This window comes from Paraburkholderia sp. GAS38 (genome assembly GCF_050434965.1).
In the GTDB taxonomy this organism is placed as follows: Bacteria; Pseudomonadota; Gammaproteobacteria; order Burkholderiales; family Burkholderiaceae; genus Paraburkholderia; species Paraburkholderia phenazinium_A.
In genome coordinates this window covers 148141-168697 of sequence record NZ_JBNDJO010000013.1, presented here as the reverse complement: position 1 = coordinate 168697, position 20557 = coordinate 148141, and the positions used below count along the sequence as shown (strand labels likewise).

At 61.2% G+C, this 20557-nt stretch carries 15 protein-coding genes and 1 pseudogene; 7 read left to right on the top strand and 9 right to left on the bottom strand.

Annotation, left to right across the window (positions count from 1 at the left end):
• Window positions 1–116: 116 nt before the first annotated feature.
• The 3 genes from P3T42_RS27200 to P3T42_RS27190 form a co-directional block, all read right to left on the bottom strand.
• Window positions 117–2864 carry a TonB-dependent receptor gene (locus P3T42_RS27200; RefSeq protein WP_429307763.1) on the bottom strand — a complete coding sequence of 916 codons (2748 nt, stop codon included), beginning with the start codon at window positions 2862–2864 and terminating at the stop codon, window positions 117–119.
• A gap of 370 nt (window positions 2865–3234) precedes the next feature.
• Window positions 3235–4278 carry a purine-nucleoside phosphorylase gene (locus P3T42_RS27195; RefSeq protein ID WP_429307762.1) on the bottom strand — a complete coding sequence of 348 codons (1044 nt, stop codon included), beginning with the start codon at window positions 4276–4278 and terminating at the stop codon, window positions 3235–3237.
• A gap of 254 nt (window positions 4279–4532) precedes the next feature.
• Window positions 4533–5489 carry a LysR family transcriptional regulator gene (locus P3T42_RS27190; RefSeq protein WP_429307761.1) on the bottom strand — a complete coding sequence of 319 codons (957 nt, stop codon included), beginning with the start codon at window positions 5487–5489 and terminating at the stop codon, window positions 4533–4535.
• 144 nt (window positions 5490–5633) lie between these two features.
• On the opposite strand from P3T42_RS27190, the gene P3T42_RS27185 reads away from it, so the two are divergent.
• From P3T42_RS27185 to ilvD, 4 genes are all read left to right on the top strand, one after another.
• Window positions 5634–6800, top strand: a complete 1167-nt coding sequence (locus P3T42_RS27185; protein ID WP_074293795.1) for a mandelate racemase/muconate lactonizing enzyme family protein — start codon at window positions 5634–5636, stop codon at window positions 6798–6800.
• A 163-nt stretch (window positions 6801–6963) separates the two neighbouring features.
• The gene (dctA, locus tag P3T42_RS27180) at window positions 6964–8319 is read left to right on the top strand and encodes a C4-dicarboxylate transporter DctA (RefSeq protein WP_074293794.1); all 1356 of its coding nucleotides are present in this window, start codon (window positions 6964–6966) and stop codon (window positions 8317–8319) included.
• A gap of 379 nt (window positions 8320–8698) precedes the next feature.
• Window positions 8699–9313 carry a hypothetical protein gene (locus P3T42_RS27175; protein WP_429307760.1) on the top strand — a complete coding sequence of 205 codons (615 nt, stop codon included), beginning with the start codon at window positions 8699–8701 and terminating at the stop codon, window positions 9311–9313.
• Between the two features lie 321 nt (window positions 9314–9634).
• Window positions 9635–11497: a dihydroxy-acid dehydratase gene (ilvD, locus tag P3T42_RS27170; RefSeq protein ID WP_429307759.1), complete on the top strand. Its 1863-nt coding sequence runs from the start codon at window positions 9635–9637 to the stop codon at window positions 11495–11497.
• 42 nt (window positions 11498–11539) lie between these two features.
• Here ilvD and P3T42_RS27165 read toward each other — a convergent pair whose 3' ends face one another.
• Entirely contained in the window at window positions 11540–12199 is a 660-nt protein-coding gene (locus tag P3T42_RS27165) for a TetR/AcrR family transcriptional regulator (RefSeq protein WP_429307758.1), read from the bottom strand.
• Between the two features lie 73 nt (window positions 12200–12272).
• On the opposite strand from P3T42_RS27165, the gene P3T42_RS27160 reads away from it, so the two are divergent.
• A complete protein-coding gene (locus P3T42_RS27160; protein ID WP_429307757.1) occupies window positions 12273–13406 on the top strand; it encodes an FAD-dependent oxidoreductase in 1134 nt (377 codons plus the stop codon).
• Between the two features lie 44 nt (window positions 13407–13450).
• Here P3T42_RS27160 and P3T42_RS27155 read toward each other — a convergent pair whose 3' ends face one another.
• A complete protein-coding gene (locus P3T42_RS27155; RefSeq protein WP_429307756.1) occupies window positions 13451–13864 on the bottom strand; it encodes a hypothetical protein in 414 nt (137 codons plus the stop codon).
• Window positions 13865–13895: 31 nt separating this feature from the next.
• Between P3T42_RS27155 and P3T42_RS27150 the strand changes: the two genes are divergently transcribed.
• Together P3T42_RS27150 and P3T42_RS27145 are read left to right on the top strand one after the other, a co-directional pair.
• Complete coding sequence (locus P3T42_RS27150; protein WP_429307755.1) at window positions 13896–14201, top strand: hypothetical protein; 306 nt, start codon at window positions 13896–13898, stop codon at window positions 14199–14201.
• 186 nt (window positions 14202–14387) lie between these two features.
• A pseudogene (locus tag P3T42_RS27145) lies at window positions 14388–15196 on the top strand (MHYT domain-containing protein); the annotation flags it as partial.
• 20 nt (window positions 15197–15216) lie between these two features.
• Here P3T42_RS27145 and P3T42_RS27140 read toward each other — a convergent pair.
• The 4 genes from P3T42_RS27140 to P3T42_RS27125 all read right to left on the bottom strand — a co-directional run bounded on the left by P3T42_RS27140 (window position 15217) and on the right by P3T42_RS27125 (window position 20388).
• Complete coding sequence (locus P3T42_RS27140) at window positions 15217–16767, bottom strand: methyl-accepting chemotaxis protein (RefSeq protein ID WP_429307754.1); 1551 nt, start codon at window positions 16765–16767, stop codon at window positions 15217–15219.
• Between the two features lie 251 nt (window positions 16768–17018).
• Window positions 17019–18074, bottom strand: coding sequence for an alpha/beta fold hydrolase (locus P3T42_RS27135; protein ID WP_429307826.1), 1056 nt, complete (start codon window positions 18072–18074; stop codon window positions 17019–17021).
• A 128-nt stretch (window positions 18075–18202) separates the two neighbouring features.
• On the bottom strand, window positions 18203–20101 hold the full coding sequence (locus tag P3T42_RS27130; RefSeq protein WP_429307753.1) for an amidohydrolase: 1899 nt from the start codon (window positions 20099–20101) through the stop codon (window positions 18203–18205).
• Window positions 20098–20388 carry a XapX domain-containing protein gene (locus P3T42_RS27125; protein ID WP_429307752.1) on the bottom strand — a complete coding sequence of 97 codons (291 nt, stop codon included), beginning with the start codon at window positions 20386–20388 and terminating at the stop codon, window positions 20098–20100. Before P3T42_RS27125 ends, P3T42_RS27130 begins: the two co-directional genes overlap by 4 nt.
• Window positions 20389–20557 lie beyond the last annotated feature (169 nt).

Sequence of the window (20557 nt, the reverse complement as noted above, 5' to 3'; positions counted from 1 at the left end):
TTTACCCAAGACGCATGGGTCGCGTGAATCAAGCGGCGCGTAGCGGCAAAGCGCGGGCCCGCTCCCGCCTCTACAACGTAAGGACAGGAGCGCGAGACCCGCTTGTTCAATTACGCTCAGAACTTGTACGTCGCACCAATCTGCGCGAAGCGGCCGACATACGTGTACAGCGACGTGTCATAGCCCTGCTGCCACAGCGGACCATCCGCCCATACCGCATCGAACGGCGGCACGCGGTTGAAGATGTTGTCGATGCCGCCGTAGATCGTCCAGTGCTTGAAGCCCGTGTAGGTCACCATCAGATTGAACTGGCTATAGGACCCCACGCTGCCGTTTTGCGGTGTCGGCGTTGGGATATAGGTGAAGGTCTGCGTGTACGGTCCCGTGTACTGCCACGACAGCGCCGTATTCCACTGGTGATACGCCCAGCTCAAGGTGGTGTTGCCCTTCCAGCGCGGGAAGCTGCCGCCGAACGGCTCGTTGAGCGCGAGGTTGTTGCCAGCCGCATTCACCGTCTGACCGCCTAGCTGGAACTTGAACGTATCCACATAAGCCCAGTCGCCCGACAGCGTGAACGTGCCGATCGAGGTCGGCAACGACTGGCGGAAGGTGGTTTCGAAACCGCTCGTATCGAGATTCCCGAGGTTCTCATACTGGAAGGTCTCGTATTCGGGTGTGGTCGAACCGGGGTAATAGACCGTCGACGACGGCTGGTCGATGCCGATCACGTTGCTGATGTGAATGCGGTACCAGTCGAGCCCGACGTCGGTCGTGCGGGTCGGCGACAGCTCGAAGCCAATGTTGTAGTTCTTCGTGCGTTCCGGTTGCAGGTCCGGATTGCCGGAAGTGAGCGATGTGACGGAACCCGACTGATTGATCACGAGCGCCATATTCTGTGAGGTGCTGTCCTCGACAAACGTGGGCGCACGGAAACCGCGATCGTAAGACGCATAGGCAGTCAACGCCTTGACCGGCTGCCAGCGCAAGGCGAAACGCGGCGAGAACGCGCCGCCGACATCGCTGTAGTGGTCGTAGCGGCCCGACTGGCTAAACGTCAGTGTCTTCACGATCGGAATGTCGAACTGGTAGTACACCGCTGCGACGTTGCGCTGGCCTTGCACCTCTTCCTCGTCCGGCGTGAGGACCAGACCTTCCGCATACGCTGCACCTTGACTCAGGGATTCGCTCTGGTGGAAGAACTCGGCGCCGAGACCCAGGCCCACGTCGCCGGTCGGCAAGTGAAACAGCGTCGGGGTGGAAATCGTCGCATCGAGCGTATCGAGCTTCGAGACGGCGATATTGTTTGCGTCCATGTACAGGCCGTTCAGCGCGTTCGGTGTCGCAGACGGATTCGCGAAGTCGTAGGTGCCGTTCTGGTAGATGTTGTTCAGAACGCTGACGTTCAACTGGTTCGAGTATGTATTGGACACGTCGCTTTGCGAGTGCGTGTACGTGGTCGCCCAGTCCCAGTCACCGTTCGGCAGCGTGAGCGTACCCTTGACGCCCGTGGCCGCGCGCCAGTAATTAGCGTCTGTCGTTTCCGCTACGGCGTCAGGGAACGAGTAGACGAGCGGCGTCGCCACCCCGAACGGGTTATATGGGTTGCTCGCCGGCACGGTGTTGTTGAACAGCGAGAACTGCTTCGTCGTAGGGTTGTACACCAGCGACGAATTGGTCCCGCCGACAGTGTTGTTCCACACCCCGCCGCCCTGGACGCTCGTGTTGTTGCTCTCCCACAGATCCACAAATGCCGTGGTCGTGTCGTTGATCTTGAACTGCGCATCCACCTTCGCGCTCAGACGCTGGCTCCACGGCTCGATGGAGAAGCCGTTGCCGGTGTTGAGTCCGCAAACCGTACCGGTGGTCTGGCCGTAGAAGACGGACGTGAAGTTCGTGCTAGCCGGTTTAACCGAACTGCCGTACGGGCACGAGCTCAGCGCCTGCGCATTGCCCGTCGTTGGATTGGTCCAGTATGAAGGCGCGAGCATCGACATGCCGCCAGGCTGGTTCGTGAAGTCCATAGCCGAGGTCGAATCGCGATCGGCCAGCGTGGAGCCGTTGTCCCTGAAGAAGCTCGCAGATGCCGTGACGTTGTAGCCGTCGGAAGTGAGATTGCCGAACCCACCGAGCGCGCTGAACTTCGCCGTACCGTTGCCGCCGCGGCCATCGGTGGAACCGCCATAGCTGCTGTCCAACTGCAGGCCCTGGAAATTGTGCTTGGTGATGATGTTGACCACGCCTGCGATCGCATCCGAACCATACTGCGAGACGGCGCCGGTCTTGACGATTTCGATGCGATCGATCGCACTGAGCGGCAGCGTGTTCAGGTCGAAGAACGTATCCACGCCGTTCGAAAAGAACGCGAACGGCGCGACCCGCTGTCCGTCGATCAACACAAGCGTGTATTTTTCGCTCAGGCCGCGCAACGCCATACCCGATGCGCCTGCCGCAAAGTTGTTGGATTCGGCTTCGCTCCAGCTATCGGCCGAGTTAGCGGTGGTGCTGCGCAGAAAGTCGGAGACGCTGTTGGCGCCGCTGTCCTGGATATCCTTTGCTGTGACGGTCTGGACCTGGTTGAAGCCAACCTTGTCGGCACTGCGAATCAGCGAACCCGTCACCTCGAAGCGCTTCAGCTGGGTGGTTTTTCCGGTTGTCGCGGACGTGGCGCCGTTCTGCGTCGTTGCGGCGGCAGCCGGTGCCGCGGCCGTTGCCGAGCTTGCTGCGGCGGCGGGCGCCGCCGGCGTCGAAGTATCTGCCGTCGCCGCCTGGCTCTGGGCGAATGCGGATGGGCCGAATGCGGCTGACAACGCTATCTCAGCCCAAAGTATCTTTCTGATGGCCGATGCCAAAGTCCTTTGTTTCATGATTTCCCTTCACTCTTGTCAGTAAGCCAAACCCGTTGCGCGACTAACGTGTTGCGCCCGGGCATTTTTTTTTCGACATTAGGCGGTGCGGAATTTTTCAATTCGCCCGCCCTGGTACTTCGGCACAGCAGAAACCCCCACCACTTGCATGCAGATCGATTACATTTAAATTAAGTAGGATTACTAAAATACGGATTGATGCCTGAACCTGAAAGAAACGAATGCCTACCTATTGCCCGTCGGTGGGTTGGGCTGCAAATAGGCAATCGGGAACGCGCCGCCATGGCGTACATGGCTGCAGACCATACGGATGAAGCACTTCGAGACGGGTGATACGCGAAACACTTGCAGCGTGTCGGCGGCGCCAGACCTAATTAGTGGGGACGCCGTTTTTCCACTGCGCCCAGTTCCTGACGATGGCGTTGACCAGCGGCGAACCCGCCAGGTAGAGGTTGTCTACCGCAGGCACGAAGCCGCCTTGCTGCTGGTAGTCCAGCAGGTTGTCCGCGTTCGATACGCCCGGTGGCGGGCGATCGAAGTCCGACCCCGCGCGCAGGGCCGCCACGCGGTTCGTGTCGGCCAGACCTGCGGCTGCGGCGCGTTTGATGACCTCGAACGTGGCGTTGTCTTCCTGTTGGGTGGTGCAGTAGGTGCCCTTGCCGTCGGTCAGCAGTTTGGTCCAGTCGCGCGCGCGTTGTCCCAGGGCCTCGCCAGAGAACCATGTGTCGCTTGCGAGCGTGTCGCACTGGATAACCGCGGGCGGTTGATTGGCCGGTGCGCTTGCGTATTTCGCGCGGTAGGTCTGAGCGGCCGGACTATCGGTGAGCGTGACGTTGCGTGACAGCGCGTAGGCTTTTTGTAGCAGTGCTTCATTCAACTGAAAGACTTCTGTGTGGTAATCCAGCGGCGGCTTTTCGGTTTCGCTGTGGGTGTTGATCCCGAGATAGCCGGACTTCCAGTTGCCGGGAATCTCGCGCGCATCGAGTTCCCACTGAATGCCGAAGTCCACGAGATAGCGAGCCCATGCTGCCGAACCGAGCGTGCCTTGCGCCGGATCGATGCCCGCAATGCCCGAGATCAGGAAATAGGTCTTGCGCAGATCGAACTTGCGCGAATACACCAGCGCAGCCATTGAGGCGGCGGCATTCGCATGGCCCATGCCGGTCGTGATGACGCACACGTCATCGCGGTTGCAATGAACAGCCGGATAATCCGGCGATAAACCCGCTACGGTAATGGTCTGGGTTTGCCCGAGATGATCGAGCCATGTTTTGCCTTCTGGTCCGAACATCGAAATGATGAGTACCTTGACGGGCCGCGGCGTAGAAGGAGAGGGCGTTGCATAGGCGCCCGTTTGAATGAGGCATGCAAGACCGGCGCAAACAAGAATCCGCAGCAGTTTGTTTTTATACATAAGGTGCTTTTATTGAAGGTGGCTTGGCTCGATAGCCCAGCTTTGTGCTTGAGTGCCCAACAATCGTGCGCGTATGCAGCAGGCCTTGGCAGCCTATGCGCGGACGGTCAGGCAAACGGTTCCCTTTTGAGGCGCGAGAGAGCTATAAGCACAGCACATGCCAAGTCGCGGTGGGCGCAGATGCGCCCACCGCGTGTGCGGCCTGGATCACACCGGCGAGGGTGTCTTTACAGTGCAGTGGCCGGCAAAGAGGATCAGCCGCCGGCCCCTGTTTTGCCCCGAGATGCCTTGACGACGCCGGTATCGACCGGCGTGAACGGCGCCTGGAAATGGGCGATCAGAAAGTCGATGAAGGCCCGGGCGCGCGCGGTCTGGTTTCGCTGGCTGGGGTAGTAGACAAACAGATCGGCTGACGGCAGGACGATATTCGGCAAGACCAGCTTGAGTCGCCCGCTTTGCACGTACTTGGCCAGATCCCATTCGGAGCGAATCAGTATCCCGTGTCCATCGAGCGCCCACCGCAGCACGATATCGCCATCGTTGCTTGAAAGCGCGCCTTTGACCTTCAGCGCCTCGGTGTGATCTCCCTGCATATAACGCCATACGCCATAGGCGTCGTCGTTCTGGCGATGAATGATGCAACGGTGCCGGACAAGGTCCTCCACGCGCTCGGGTGTCCCGAAGCGCTCGAGGTATTTCGGCGAGGCGCAAAGAAAACGACGATTGCTCATGATGCGCCGGGCGCTGAGCCGGCTGTCGGGAAGTGTGCCAAAACGGATCGCCATATCGAACGCTTCCTCCACCAGATCGATGGGCCGGTCGGTTACTTCAAACTGGATCTCCACATGGGGGAAACGCTTGGCGAATTCGGATACCAGCGGTGCGATGGTGGTACGCCCAAAACCGAGCGTCGCATTCACGCGTAGCAGACCTTGCGGATCGGTGCGGGCGCCGGAGATCTCGTCTTCCATCTGGCGGACTTGCCCCACGATCTGCGTGGCATAGCGCAGGTAGGTCTCGCCTTCCGGTGTCAGGCTGACACTTCGGGTTGTCCGGTTGACGAGCCGCGCCCCGAGTCGTTGCTCCATCAGCCCGAGGCGCTTGGTGGCGGCCGGCGGGGTGAGATCGAGCGCCCGCGCGGCTCCCGACAGGCTTTTCAGCTTGGCGAGGAGGATGAAGAATTCGAAGTCGGACGCCGGATCAGTGCTCACTTCCGTTATTCACCCAAAGTAAAAAATGAAATGAATCTGAGCGAATTCTAACGCCACCGTTCGCGGATAAGCTAGGTTCCGTTGCAGCCGGATGCGTGCCAGCAGATGCACGCAATCCTTGCCCAAAGTCCAGGAGACACCGCCATGCGAATCGTTGAAATCCGCGAAAAGACTGTTCCGATCAGTTCCCCCATCCGCAATGCCTACATCGACTTCAGCAAGATGACGCTGAGTCTCGTCGCCGTGGTGACGGATGTCATCCGGGATGGCAAGCCGGTGATCGGCTATGGATTCAACTCGAACGGCCGCTACGGCCAGGGCAAGCTGATGCGGGAGCGCTTCATTCCGCGCATCCTCGAAGCGGATCCGGCGACGCTCGTCAACGAGGCCGGCGATAACCTCGATCCGCACAAGATCTGGGCCACCATGTTCACGAACGAAAAGCCGGGCGGCCATGGCGAGCGTTCGGTCGCGATCGGCACGATCGATATGGCGATCTGGGATGCGGTTGCGAAGATCGAAGGCAAGCCGCTGTTTCAGCTACTGGCCGACCGCTACGGCAATGGTCAGCCCGACCGCAAGATTTTCGTCTACGCGGCCGGCGGTTACTACTACCCGGGCCAGGATCACGGGAAGCTGAAGGACGAGATGCGCAGCTACATCGACCGCGGCTACACGGTTGTGAAGAAGAAGATCGGTGGCGCTTCGCTCGATGAAGACTTGCGCCGCATCGATTCGATTCTGAGCGTGCTCGGCGATGGACAGAAACTCGCCGTCGACGCTAACGGTCGCTTCGATCTCGACACAGCCATCCAGTACGCGAAGGCGTTGTCGCAGTACGACCTGTTCTGGTACGAAGAGCCGGGCGACCCGCTCGACTTCGAATTGCAGGCGACCCTGCGCAATTACTACGACAAGCCGATGGCGACCGGCGAGGACCTGTTCTCGATGCAGGACGCCCGCAACCTGATCCGCTACGGCGGCATGCGTGCGGACCGCGACTGGCTGCAGTTCGATTGCGCGCTGAGTTATGGCCTCGTCGAGTATCTGCGCACGCTCGACATGCTGCATCAGCACGGCTGGTCGCCGAGCCGCTGCATTCCGCACGGCGGACACCAGATGTCGTTGAACATCGCGGCCGGCCTTGGCCTGGGCGGCAACGAATCCTATCCGGACCTGTTCCAGCCGTATGGTGGCTTCCCCGATGGCGTGAAGGTGGAGAACGGCTTCATCACGATGCCTGACCTGCCTGGTATCGGCTTTGAAGGGAAGGCCGATCTGTTCGCCGAGATGCAAAAGCTGTCTGCATAAGCGCTCAAGCGGCGAAACGCGCTGGCAAAAGCGCCGGCGCAGCGTTCATAAAAATAGACCAAAGAAACGTGAGCGAAATCGGTCCGCGCTCACCGTAACGGTAGATCCCGCTGCGGTAGCGCGTTCTGACTTTCACTAAAGATGCCACGCATAGGAGACAGTCATGCGGGTTTCAAAGATCAGAAAATCGCTTTCCAGGCTCTACGTCCAGGTGCTGATCGGCATTGTGGCGGGTGTCCTCGTCGGCCACTTCTATCCTGACGTCGGCTCGCAACTCAAGCCGCTCGGCGATCTGTTCATCAAGCTGATCCGGATGCTGCTGGCGCCGATCATTTTCGCCTCTGTCGTGGTGGGCATTGCGCGTATGAGCGACCTTCATGAGGCCGGTCGCGTCGGCGTCAAGGCGGTCGTGTACTTTGAGGTGGCGTCGACGATTGCGCTCGCGGTTGGCCTCGTCATCGTGAACGTCATCAAGCCGGGCAGCGGGATGAACATCGATCCCGCGCATATCGACGGCTCGGCGATCTCCACCTACACGCATGCGGCACAACAGCACGGGATACTCGACTTCCTCATGAGCATCGTGCCGAACAGCATTGTCGGCGCATTCGCGAATGGGGACATGCTGCCCATCATCTTCTTTTCGCTGCTGCTCGCGATCGCGCTTGCCAAGCTGGGCCCGCGCACTGCACCGTTCGTCGACATGCTCGATATGTTGCTGCAGGGTATGTTCGGCATTGTGCGAATCGTCATGTACGTTGCACCCATCGGCGCTTTTGGCGGCATGGCCTTTACCATCGCCAAGTATGGAATCGGCACGCTGGCATCTTTCGGGCAACTGATGTTGTGCCTTTACCTGACCTCGGTATTCTTCGTGGTCGTCGTCCTGGGCCTCGTGATGCGAGTCAGCGGGCTGTCGCTGTGGAAGTATCTCCGCTACATCAAGGACGAAATTTTCATCACCCTCGGGACAGCGTCCACTGAAGCGGTGCTGCCGCAGATGCTGATCAAGATGGAGAAGCTGGGGTGTTCGCGGCCCGTAGTCGGGATGGTGCTGCCTACCGGCTATACCTTCAACGCCGATGGGACGGCGATCTACCTGACCATGGCCTCGATGTTCGTCGCGCAGGCCATGAACATCCACCTGACGCTGTGGGATCAACTGTTGCTGCTCGGCGTGATGCTGCTGACTTCAAAGGGGTCTGCGGGCGTTGCCGGTGCTGGATTCGTTGCGCTGGCTGCCACGCTGGCCTCGATGCACACCATCCCCGTGGCCGGCCTGGTGCTGCTGCTCGGCGTGGATCGCTTCCTCAACGAGGCGCGTGCCGTCACGAACCTGATCGGCAATGGCGTGGCGACCATTGTGGTTGCCCGCTGGGAAGGAGCGCTTGATATGAACAAGGCTCGCGCGATGCTCGATCGCGACGACACGAGCCTTAATGCGTTGGAGTCCACCGAGGCATTGCCGGCCGGGCGGATGCCGGCGGAGGATGCGGGGATGCGGTCGCAATCGCATTGAGCTTTCCTCGCGTTTCGCCATCAAGCATCGGACCGGATTGGTCAGGCCAACCCGCATCTCGTTGCGGCGCTCTTGCGGATGCTGTGTGATTCGTCAGCCATTGTCGCCATTGACTCTCAGGGCGTAGCTCGTCTATAAATCCGCCTCGTTGTGCACGCCGATCAACGCGGCGGTCTTGCCGGGGGCGTTTTCGCCGACGTACAATCTGCGACATAAATACGATAATTAACGACCACACATTTCCGAATCAATGAATAGAATAATCAATCCCCAACCTGCTCAAAGAAATAATCGTTGCTGCGGCCGTACCGCCAACCTGCGTCGATGTGCCCGGCGAGGGAATTGGCGATTTTTTTGTGCAGATCATGACCGCCAATGGATGGGCTGGGTCTTTACCGCGATTTTTACCGTGGGTGCGGGTGCTGCATCGATCTGGAGCGTACTACCGACTCATCAGGAGCCCTCTGAGCTTTCTGTTCCCGTGAGCGAGAAGGATAATTTACGGCGCGCCATCACGATGGCAAAGATGGAGGGGGCCAAGTTCACTGTGCCAAGTGCCACGGAAGTGGTGGCCAAGTTTTATGTTCGGCCAACCGTGAGTTCCCCTTTGGACAAGAAAAACTCTTTCTTTGCGCTCGTTTCCGTCAGTCCGTTTAAGCCGGCCAGCTCTGACTTCACCTTCGACGGCGGCGAATGTCGTTTTCTAGGGTATGCAACAGATTTTGATCCGTCGTCGAATAAAGCCGTTTTGTCGATAAAGACCATTTCTTGTGTGGATAATTCGAATCAAGGCTATTCACTTGTATATAGCGACTATGATCAGAAACCGAGTGGCGTGCTCACCGATTTGAAAGCTCCGACCGAAGGGGCGGTGGTGATGTCCAAAGAAAGCGACGGAACCTATTCCGTTCCGCTGTTGCAGAACGTGCTGCTAAAATTCTCGCAGCCTGTCGATAAACTCGAGAAAACAGGAAAGTCGGCGAACCGGTTTTGATTCAGTAATCCGAGCGTTCCGTCGACATCCACAGCGTCGCGCTCGCTCCAAAAGCCGAAGGGCGGCCGTCACCCCCTTCGGCGCTAGCCCATCATCGATAGCGCTGCCTCGCCGCCAACTAATATCTTTTCCGACCTAATTCAGTCAGAAAAATATATTGGACGTCTTACCGGCCCTCTCGCACACTTCGTACATTCCCAGTACACCGCGCGTCATGCGCACCTTCGCCTGCGGGCGACCGGTATGCCGTCGCCGTCCCCAACGGTGCATGGCGGGCCTGGGCACCATTCCAATTCGACGACCCCAATACAGAGGACACAGATGCCTGACTATCGATCGCGAACTTCGACGCACGGCCGCAACATGGCCGGCGCCCGCGCCTTGTGGCGCGCCACCGGCATGAAGGACGGCGATTTCGGCAAGCCCATCATTGCGGTGGTGAACTCGTTCACCCAGTTCGTGCCGGGCCATGTGCATCTGCGCGATCTGGGCGCGCTGGTCGCGAAGGAAATCGAAGCAGCCGGCGGCGTCGCCAAGGAATTCAACACCATCGCGGTCGACGACGGCATCGCCATGGGCCACGGCGGCATGCTGTATTCGCTGCCGTCGCGCGAACTGATTGCCGACTCGGTGGAATACATGGTCAACGCGCACTGCGCCGACGCCATGGTCTGCATCTCCAATTGCGACAAGATCACCCCGGGCATGCTGATGGCCGCGATGCGCCTGAACATCCCCGTGGTCTTCGTGTCCGGCGGTCCGATGGAAGCGGGTAAGGTCAAGTCGCCAACCGACGGCCAGGTGATCGCCAAGATCGACCTGATCGACGCCATGATCAAGGCGGGCGACTCCAGAGTCAGCGACGCCGAAGTCGCGGAAATCGAGCGCAGCGCCTGCCCGACGTGCGGTTCCTGCTCGGGCATGTTCACCGCGAATTCGATGAATTGCCTGACCGAGGCAATCGGCCTGGCGTTGCCGGGCAACGGCACGATCGTCGCTACGCATGCATGGCGCAAGGGGCTGTTCGAACAGGCTGGCCGTCTGGTGGTGGATCTGTGCCGCCGTTACTATCAGGAAGACGACGCGTCGGTCCTGCCGCGCAACATCGCCAGCAAGCAGGCCTTCGAGAACGCCATGGCGCTCGACGTGGCCATGGGCGGTTCGACCAACACCGTGCTGCACTTGCTGGCCGCTGCGCAGGAAGGTGGCGTCGATTTCACGATGTCCGACATCGATCGCATCTCGCGCAAAGTGCCGTGCCTGTGCAAGGTTGCGCCCGCAACCGATAAATTCCATATCGAAGACGTGCATCGCGCCGGCGGCATCCCCGGCATTCTCGGCGAGCTGGCCCGTGCGGAACTGCTCGACCTGTCGTGCGGCAACGTGCATAGCGGCACGCTGGGTGAGGCGATTGCCAAATGGGACGTCGCCGGTGATGCGGGCGAAGAAGCGCAGAAGCTCTTCCGTGCGGCGCCGGGCGGGATTCCGACCACCGTCGCATTCAGCCAGGAAGCCACCTTCGCGTCGCTCGATACCGACCGCAAGTCCGGTTGTATCCGCAGCAAGCAGAACGCGTATTCGAAAGACGGTGGCCTTGCTGTGCTGTACGGCAACCTTGCGGAGAAGGGCTGCATCGTCAAGACCGCGGGTGTCGACGAATCGCAGTGGGTCTTCTCGGGCCGCGCACGCGTCTTCGAGAGCCAGGACGACGCCGTCGAAGCCATTCTGGGCGACAAGGTCGTGGCGGGCGACGTGGTGGTGATCCGTTACGAAGGCCCGAAGGGCGGCCCCGGCATGCAGGAAATGCTGTATCCCACGTCGTATCTGAAGTCCAAGGGACTCGGCAAGTCTTGCGCGCTGTTTACCGATGGCCGCTTCTCCGGCGGTTCGTCGGGCCTGGTGATCGGGCATGCGTCGCCGGAAGCGGCGGAAGGCGGCACGATCGGCCTGGTGGAAGAGGGTGACGTGATCGAGATCGACATTCCTAACCGCAAGATGCACCTGGTGGTGTCGGACGAGGCCCTGGCACGCCGTCGCGAAGCCATGGAGGCACGCGGAGCCGACGCGTGGATGCCGGTGAATCGTGAACGCGTGGTGTCGCAAGCGTTGCAGGCCTACGCGGCGCTGGCGACCTCGGCCGACCGTGGCGCGGTGCGCGATCTCTCGCAACTGAAGCGCAAGTAAGACCGAACGGCCCTGCCGCAGTCATGCGCAGGGCCGCAGCGATCAATATGCCGGGTTCTCTGGTGTCGAGCGCTGCGCAGTAAAGCCTGTCACCAGCCGCACAAGCGCATCTTCCACCTCTTGCAACGGCGGTGGATCGGCGCTCGCCGCCAGCATACGCAGCACGCCCGTCACAGCAAAGGTCAGCACAAACGCCTCGGCTTCGGTGGGTTTGCGAGTGTGCCCATCAGGCATCGCAACTTCATCTGCAGTTGAAATTTCAAGTAGCCGCGCGTAGAACGGTGCGAGGCGTCCCCCTTGCGCGTTGCTCGTCGACGAATGCTCCATCAACAGGCGATGAACGCGGTTTCGCCCGCCATACGAGGCCGTCACGGCACGGACGATTTCACGAATCGGGTCGCCAGGCGCCGTGGGCGTTGCGCGCTGCATCGAATCGACGATCTTGTCTGTCATGGCGCCGAGCTCGCGCGTCACCAGGGCGTCGAGCAATGCGTGCTTGCTGCCGAAGTACTGGTAAAGCGTGCCGATACTCACACCGGCTTTCGCCGCCACGGCATTGGTCGTCAGCGAGGCGATGTCACCGGTCTCGAGCAACTGCATGGCCGCCTCCAACATGAGTTCGACCTTGTGTTGAGATCGGGCTTGCCGCGGGTTGCGTCGGTTAAGTGTTTGATTATTCATAGACTTTGTCGCCGATTCCAAGGCCGCGGAACGCGAGTTTCAAAACATGAGCGTGGCTCATATTATTCCTGTTTCGACGATAGAGACGAGGCTCATGATGAATGGCAAGGTACTGATCTCCGGCGCAGGGGTTGCGGGTCTGGCCGTGGCTTACTGGCTGGATCGCGCGGGCGTGGCTACGACGCTGGTCGAGCGCGCTCCGGCGTTTCGTCGCGGCGGGCAAGCCGTGGATATCCGCGGCGTCGCGCTCGATGTCGTCAACGTAATGGGCTTGCTGGACGATGCCCGCGCGTTGCGCACGCGGCTTAAGGGCATGTCGATGCTCGATGCCGACGGCAACGAGCTGGAACGTACCGAAGAGCGCACCTTCAGCGCCGGCCGCCTGGACAGCGAAGACATCGAAATCTTTCGCGACGATCTGTGCGAGCTTCTGATGGGTGCGATAAGCGACCGCGTTGAATTCATCTACGACGACAGCGTCGCCGCCATCGATGATCAAGGCGATGGTGTGGCGGTCACTTTCGCCACGGGCGTGAAGAGAGCATTCGATCTGGTGATCGGCGCTGACGGCATCTACTCCAATGTCCGCAAGCAGTGGTTCGCGGATGAAGCCTCGGTTGTCTTTCCGTTGGGCGTGGTGCTTGCTCTTTTTTCGACGCCTAACCTGATCGATCTGACCGATTGGCAACTCGGCCATCGCCAGGACGGCGTGGGCTACGTGATCTACCCCAGCTACGACAAGCGCGAATTGCGGATTGGGGTGGGTTTCGCGGCGCCTGAATCCGCAGTGTCCCGAGGCGATGTCGAAACACAAAAGCGCATGGTGGCCGAGCAATGCGCGCATCTGAAGGGCACGTTTCCTCAATTCGTCGATGCGATGAGTACAACCGATCAGTTTTACTTCAACGAGCTCGCACAGATCCGCATGCCGTCGTGGTCGAACGGCCGGGTCGTGCTTGCCGGCGACGCTGCGCACTGCGCATCGCCTTTCTCGGGTCAAGGTACGAGCCTCGCGCTAGTCGGTGCCTGTGTGCTCGTTTATGAACTGTTGCGAAACTGGGATCGTCCTGCGCAGGCTTTTGCCGCCTATGAACACCGTATGCGGCCCTATGTGAATCTCAATCAGGCACTCGTCGACCTCACGCGCGAGGGCCCGACGCCGGACGATCAGATGACCGCGGCCAAGAACGGTATCGACCTGAGCGACGTGCTGAAAGCGGTGGCATAGCGCCGGAAGGACGCGTGACGCGTGAAAGAATCACTAAAAAACCGCTAAAGAATCACAGGAAGTCTGCCGTTATCCAAGATGAGGCGCCATGCGAGGATGGCGCGTTTTCGTCGAATCAATCTATAAAAAGGATGTGCGCTGATGCAGATCACAAGCACCACCAGCGTAACCGCATGGCAGACCACCGGCAGCGGAACCGCTTCAGGCACGACTGACGCCGCGTCGAACGGCACGGCGGCGTCCGGCTCGAAGTCCGCGTCATCGGCGTCCGGTTCCACGTCTACCGCCTCCGATTCGCAGTCGGGCACGACCAGCGCCGGGTCGACGTCTTCGTCTTCTTCGAGCACGTCAGGCAGCGGTTCGTCCACGACGAGTGCGACACCCAGCGGCGGCGGCGGCGGCGGCGGCGGCGGGGGAGGTGGCGGTGGTGGCGGAGGCGGCAGCAGCAGTTCGAGCACCAGCAGCGTTCAGGAGCAGCAGCTCGAACAATTGATCAAGTCGCTGAAGGCTCAGCTCGCGTCGGTGCAAGCGCAGTTGGCGCAGTCTGGGGGCGCATCGTCCGCGGGTTCAGCTCCGGCAAGCGGCGCGGGACAGCACGGCACTGCCGCGACAGCCGGCGATTCGACCCAATCGACGGCGGATCAGTCGCGAGCCAGCCAGCAGGCCGCTAGAACGACGTCCCTGCAAAACGAAGCCACGACCATCAGCTCCGCTATCGACGTCGCGACCGGCGAGCTCGCACAACTGATGCTCGCATCCGGCACGACGACCGGCATGATCAGCACGCAGGCCTGAAGCGGGCACGACATCGTCAAAGATTGATGCATTCGGCATCAACCTGCCCGACCTCCTCCTTACCAGGCGTCGATTCGCGAGAGCGCGGCTCAATCGCCTTGCTCGGAAACCAACTCTGCTTTACCTTCATCTCTACGAGGCTGTTACCCACCACTAATCGAGCTTTTGTAAAAAAGCCGCCGAGAGATGCCAAGCACCTACAACCCCGGGTTGGTCGCCATTTCCCTTATTGTCGCGACGCTTGCCTCTTTCACGGCAATTGATCTCGCGGACCGGCTTTCCATACTGGCTTACGCTCGCGCCCGCCACATATGGCTGGCGGCCGGCGCGTTGGCCATGGGCATCGGTATCTGGTCGATGCACTTCATCGGCATGCTCTCGTTCTCGCTAAGCATTCCGCTTGGCTACGATCCCGCCATCACCTGTTATTCGCTCGTGATCGCCGTACTCGTGTCCTGGTTTGCGTTGCATGTCGTCACGCGTGAACGTTTGAAGCTGCCCTGGTTGCTCGCGGGTGGCGTTCTGATGGGTTTGGGCATCGCCGGCATGCATTACATGGGAATGGCCGCGATGCTGATGCAGCCCGCGATTCGCTACGAACCACGCATCTTTGCTGCGTCCATTCTCATTGCTATCGCAGCCTCCACGGCGGCACTGTGGGTCGCGCATACCCTGCGCGGCGCGCATCAGGACCATGTGATGCGCAAGCGCATTGGCGCGGCCTGTGTCATGGGCATTGCCATCGCCGGCATGCATTACACCGGCATGGCCGCGGCGAATTTCCCCATTGGATCGGTTTGTGGCGCAGCGCACGGCGTGAAGCCTCAGTGGCTCGCTGACGCCGTGACTCTGTTCGCGCTGGTGATTCTGATTGGGACGCTGCTTCTTTCACGCCTCGATGCCCGAGTCGCGTTTCTCGACAATTCGGTCGCGAGGCTCAACGATCAGATCGAGCGCATGCGAGGCCCGACACGCTAGGCGGTCTGCCTAATCGGAGTCGCGGCAAACGCAGGCCTTAATTCGCGGGCAACTGGAACACGCCGACCACTTCGCTCATGCGCGCGGCCTGTTCTTCCAACGAGACCGCTGCGGCCGCGGCCTGCTCGACAAGCGCGGCATTGCGCTGCGTGACTTCATCCATCTGCGAGACGGCCTTGTTGACCTGCTCGATGCCGTCGCTCTGTTCTTCGGACGCCGCCGCAATCTCAGCCATGATGTCGGTCACGCGATGCACCGCGTCGTTGATCTCCGTCATCGTCTTTCCCGCTCGACCCACCAGCTCGGTGCCATTGCCCACGCGGTCGACCGATTCGCTGATCAGCGTTTTGATTTCCTTGGCCGCCGAGGCGCTGCGTTGCGCCAGCGTACGCACTTCGCCCGCCACCACCGCAAAGCCGCGGCCTTGTTCGCCCGCTCGCGCCGCTTCGACGGCGGCGTTCAACGCGAGGATATTGGTCTGGAAGGCGATACCCTCGATCACGCCAATGATGTCGGAAATCTGCTTCGAGCTCGCGTTGATTTCGTCCATCGTCGTCACGACCTTTGCGACGACTTCGCTGCCGTCGTGCGCCACGCCCACGGCGACGCGCGCGAGATCGCTCGCCTGACGCGCGTTGTCGGCGTTCTGGCGGACGGTCGAAGTCAGCTCCGCCATGCTCGAGGCGGTTTCTTCCAGCGACGCGGCCTGTTCTTCGGTGCGCTGCGACAAATCGGTGTTGCCTGCCGAGATCTGCGCGGTCGCCGTGGAAATAGATTGCGCGCCGTCGCGTACCGAGACCATGGCGTCCCTTAAGCGTGACTGCATCAGACGCAGGTCTTCCATCATCTGGCCCATTTCGTCGCGCGAGCGTATCTCGACAGGCCGGCTAAGGTCGCCGTCGGCAATGGCGCGGAAGTGATGCATGGCTTCATCGAGCGGGCCGGCAATCGATTTACGCAGGGCGTGCCATGCGAAAGCGGCCATCGCGAGCCCGATCAGAAGACCGACGGCGGCGATGGCGAGAATCGCGTGAAAGCGGTCCTGCGCCGCTTCGTACAGGCTGCGCGCCTGCTCCGCCTGCATCTTGTCGAGCTCCTCGGAACGGTCCGTGATCTCGTTGAATGGCGCCGTCATCTTGTTCGAGATCAGATCGGCGAGTTGCGCGGTGTCGCGCCGGTCGATCGCCGCAAACACCTGGGCGACGGGTCCATCCATCGCAAGCGTCCGCTTGGCTTCGACCGCTTCGGCCAGTTGTTGCTCTTGCGGTTCGGCAGGCAACGCGCGATAGGTCTGCCAGGCTTTATCGCCGATCGCGAATTGCTCGCGGGCACGCGCTTCGAGGTTCGCGATATCCGGGCGATCAGGTTGCGCTGCGATCCGGTCGAGTACCAGTCGGCCGCGAGCATAGAAAAAATCGAACTTGCCGATGGCAATGGCCGACGCGAGTTGGTTGGAGTACAGCTTCTTCTGATCGGCGTTACTCAGGGCGATGCCGGCCACGCCAAGCGCGGCGCCAATCGCCATGAGCAAGCCGAGAAAACCCATCGCAAGGGCGAGACGGGCGCGGATCGTGATGTTCGAAAACATGGATGCCTCAAGGCGCAGCAAGCGGAACAGGAAAGCGACGCGCCTGGAAAGCACGCGGGTTTATTGGGGTTTACGGCAATGGAGCGGGAATATGAAGGGGAAGAGGGGGACTTGAGCCGCCCGAGGCACTGGAAACAGCGCGGTAGTCGTCTTACGGGCCGTTACTTGCAGGACCGGCGATGGGTCCCGCAACGTGCCGCCCGATCGCTTGCGCCGGCACGCCACAGGATGGCGATGCCGGCGCTGTCGGGTCAGCGTGCCTTCGCCGTATCGCTCAGCAACTGCACCAGGTAGGGCTTCCACACTTCAGGGTGAGCGAGGGTTTGATGGCCGTACGATTGCACAGTCTCCGGAATTTCCACGAACGCGCCGTTCGGCACAGTCTTCATTGCCTGCTGCATGACACCGAGGTCGGCGGCGTTGATCAGGTCGTCGGCAAAATTGACGGCAAAGAGCCGCGCGCGAATCTTCGACAACTCCGGCGCGGGGTTGTAGTCCCACGACGATTCGAACCAGTACAGGACGTCGTTGGCGTCGTTCTTCCCGGCGTCGTCGACGAGCGTGTCGTACAGGTGCGTGGCCGCGTCGCGATTGGGCGCATCGCTTTGCATGCGGGCCGGGTTGTTGGTGATGATCGTGAAAATGGGCATCACGCGGGTCCATTGGGTGGGCGGCACGGCATAGTCGCCGCCCTGCCAGCCCGGGTCGTTGCGAATCGCGCCGACGATCATCTGCCGCCAGAGCCAGTTGCGCCCAGCCATCGCGATCGGTTGGCTGGCGATGGGCATCAACGCATCTGCCATCTCCGGATAGCGCTCACCCCACATCCAGGTCTGCATGCCGCCCATCGACGTGCCGAGCACGAGGCGCAGATGATGAATGTGCAGCCCTTCGACGAGCAGGCGATGGTTCGCTTCGACGACGTCGCCATAGCCGTAATGCGGGAATCGCGCATGCAGGCCGTCGCTCGGCTTGCTCGAACCGCCCCGGCCCAGGCCATCGGGGATGACGACAAAGTACCGGCTCGTGTCGAGCGGCTGGCCCGGGGCGAACAGTTCGCGCTGCATCGCCGGTGCGAGGAAAGCTTTGCCGGTGCCGGTGGTGCCGTGCATCAGCAACACGGCGTTGTCGATCTCGCCGTGCGCATCGCGCCGCGGCGTGCCCAAGGTGACGTAGTGGATGCGAATGTCCGGCAGCGTGGCGCCGTCGGAAAAGTGAAAGTCGTGCTCAGTGAAATCGGCTGCCTGCGCGGAAGCCGGTTCCATTGTCGCGGCGCCGGCCGGCGCGAGGCCGGTCAGCACGTACATTCCTGCGGTGGCCAGCAGGGATGCGAGTCGGGTCATTGCAGAGTCCTGTCGAGGGTAGGGAAGGGAAGACTATCGTAACCCTACCCGGCACGCACGACGAAGATACGACAACAACGACGGCACGCGGTTTATATCGCCCAGCAGGCGCAGCCGAGCGCGCCCCAGAAGCCCTTGAGGTCCGACGTCGGCGCATTGCCGGACCACGCTCGCGCATGCGCGTGACCGTGGACGCCGCACGCGCTCGCGCAGCCGCATTGCGCGGCCATCTGCAGGGGCACGCCCTCGGGATGGTCGCCGCTGCGTTGTGTCATGCCCCAGCCGGCGTAGCCGCCATAGCGGCGCGTCGGCGACCAGTCCGGCATGGCCGGCGGGATGGGCGCATCGTAGTGCGAGAACGGGCCGGCGCCGTAGACGATCTTGCCGCCCACCATGGTGAGAAGCGAGGTCGTGTCGGCAATGTCGGCTTCGGGGCAAGTCAGATAGTCGCGATCCGGCACGATCAGATCGGCAAGCTGCCCGACGGCAATCCGGCCTTTCTTGCCTTCCTCGTTAGAAAACCAGGTGACGTACTCCGTCCACATGCGCAGCGCGGTTTCGCGATCAAGGCAATTGCGTTGCGGATAGAGGCGCAGACCGGCAAGCGTTTTGCCCGTGACGAGCCAGGCCAGTGCGATCCACGGGTTGTACGAGGCCACACGGGTGGCATCCGTACCGGCCGATACCTTCACGCCTTTTTCGAGCATGCGCGCAACAGGTGGCGTTGCCTCGGCCGCCTCGGCACCGTATTGCTCGACGAAGTACTCGCCTTGATAGGCCATGCGATGTTGTACCGCAATACCTCCGCCCAACGCCGCAATGCGATCAATCGATCGATCGCTGATGGTCTCCGCATGGTCGAAGAACCAGTTCAGGCCCGCTAACGGCACATCGCGATTCACCTTCTCGAACACGTCGAGCGAGCGCGCGATGGTTTCGTCGTAGGTGGCGTGCATGCGCCACGGCCAGCGGTTCTGGGCGAGCACGCGAACCACGTCTTCCAGTTCGCCTTCCATATCGGGACTCAACTCGGGCCGTGGCACGCGGAAGTCTTCGAAGTCCGCCGCCGAGAACACCAGCATCTCGCCCGCGCCGTTGTGCCGGAAATAATCGGTGCCATCGGCGTACTGCGTCGACTGGGTCCAATTCACGAAGTCTTGCTTCTCGCCCTTTGGCTTTTGCGTGAACAGGTTGTACGCAATGCGGACCGTCAGTTGGTTCTCCGCGGCAAGTTTTTCGACGACAGCGTAGTCCTCGGGAAAATTCTGGGAGCCGCCTCCGGCATCGATGACGCCGGTCACGCCCAGGCGATTCAGCTCGCGCATGAAATGACGCGTCGAATTCTCCTGGTACTCGACAGGCAGTTTCGGCCCCTTCGCCAGCGTGGCGTACAGGATGCTGGCGTTGGGTTTGGCGAGCAGCAAACCCGTCGGATTACCCGCGGAGTCCCGAACGATCTCGCCGCCGGGCGGGGGCGGCGTGTCCTTCGTATAGCCGACCACCCGCAAGGCCGCCGCATTGAGCAGCGCGCGATCGTACAGGTGCAGGATGAAGACCGGCGTGTCCGGCGCGGCTGCATTCAGCTCCTCGATGGTCGGCAGTCTCTTTTCGGCGAACTGATGCTCGGTGAAACCGCCGACCACGCGAACCCATTGCGGCGCCGGTGTGATGGCAACCTGCTCGCGCAGCATCTGCATGGCGGTGGCCAGCGAGGGCACGCCGTCCCAGCGCAACTCCATGTTGTAGTTCAGGCCGCCGCGAATGAGGTGCAAATGATTGTCGATCAAGCCGGGTAGCGCACGTTGGCCCTGCAAGTCGATCAACTGGGTCGTGGAGCCCGCAAGCGGGAGGATCTCGGCATCGCTGCCCACGGCGATGAACACGCCTGCGCGGATGGCGACGGCGCTGGCTTCGGGTTGGCTACGGTCCAGCGTCGTAAAGCGGCCATGATGGAGGATCACATCGGGTGTCTTGCCGGCAGATTGGTTCATGAGCGTTTATCCGGTGAGTGAGTGGCAGCGACGTCCGATGGGGCGCCGCTATTGCGTCCAGGCAGCGAGCCGAACATGTGTTGGCTGCATTTCGACTCGTTCCACGCGGTATGAAATGCGCTGCCGGAGAGAACCTGTTTGGCGACCGGCAAGAGCTGTTCGCCCGCGAGGATGCCCAACAGCCCGACTAGTGCGATCAACGGCGGCGCGGGCGAACGGACATTCATCAGGCTGTAGATCACGCCGACGAGCAGGCCTGCGAGCAGGGAGAAAAGGTAGGGTTTCATCGACTCACCATGGTGGAGGGCAGCTAGGTGCAGCTAGACGATGCTTACGCCGCAAGGCAGCGCGAACCTGCGCGCAGCCTGGACGTGACGACACGCAAGGCAGCCATCGGGATCGATCGGATTGCGAAGCGAGTCCGGAGCATTCTGCGATGAAGAGAAAAAGATATCG

Excerpts from the sequence above, each read along its gene's own strand:
- P3T42_RS27200 (WP_429307763.1), bottom strand. The coding sequence starts at position 2,864 with ATGAAACAAAGGACTTTGGCATCGGCCATCAGAAAGATACTTTGGGCT.
- P3T42_RS27195 (WP_429307762.1), bottom strand. The coding sequence starts at position 4,278 with ATGTATAAAAACAAACTGCTGCGGATTCTTGTTTGCGCCGGTCTTGCA.
- P3T42_RS27185 (WP_074293795.1), top strand. The coding sequence starts at position 5,634 with ATGCGAATCGTTGAAATCCGCGAAAAGACTGTTCCGATCAGTTCCCCC.
- dctA (WP_074293794.1), top strand. The coding sequence starts at position 6,964 with ATGCGGGTTTCAAAGATCAGAAAATCGCTTTCCAGGCTCTACGTCCAG.
- P3T42_RS27175 (WP_429307760.1), top strand. The coding sequence starts at position 8,699 with ATGGGCTGGGTCTTTACCGCGATTTTTACCGTGGGTGCGGGTGCTGCA.
- ilvD (WP_429307759.1), top strand. The coding sequence starts at position 9,635 with ATGCCTGACTATCGATCGCGAACTTCGACGCACGGCCGCAACATGGCC.
- P3T42_RS27160 (WP_429307757.1), top strand. The coding sequence starts at position 12,273 with ATGATGAATGGCAAGGTACTGATCTCCGGCGCAGGGGTTGCGGGTCTG.
- P3T42_RS27140 (WP_429307754.1), bottom strand. The coding sequence starts at position 16,767 with ATGTTTTCGAACATCACGATCCGCGCCCGTCTCGCCCTTGCGATGGGT.
- P3T42_RS27135 (WP_429307826.1), bottom strand. The coding sequence starts at position 18,074 with ATGTACGTGCTGACCGGCCTCGCGCCGGCCGGCGCCGCGACAATGGAA.
- P3T42_RS27130 (WP_429307753.1), bottom strand. The coding sequence starts at position 20,101 with ATGAACCAATCTGCCGGCAAGACACCCGATGTGATCCTCCATCATGGC.
- P3T42_RS27125 (WP_429307752.1), bottom strand. The coding sequence starts at position 20,388 with ATGAAACCCTACCTTTTCTCCCTGCTCGCAGGCCTGCTCGTCGGCGTG.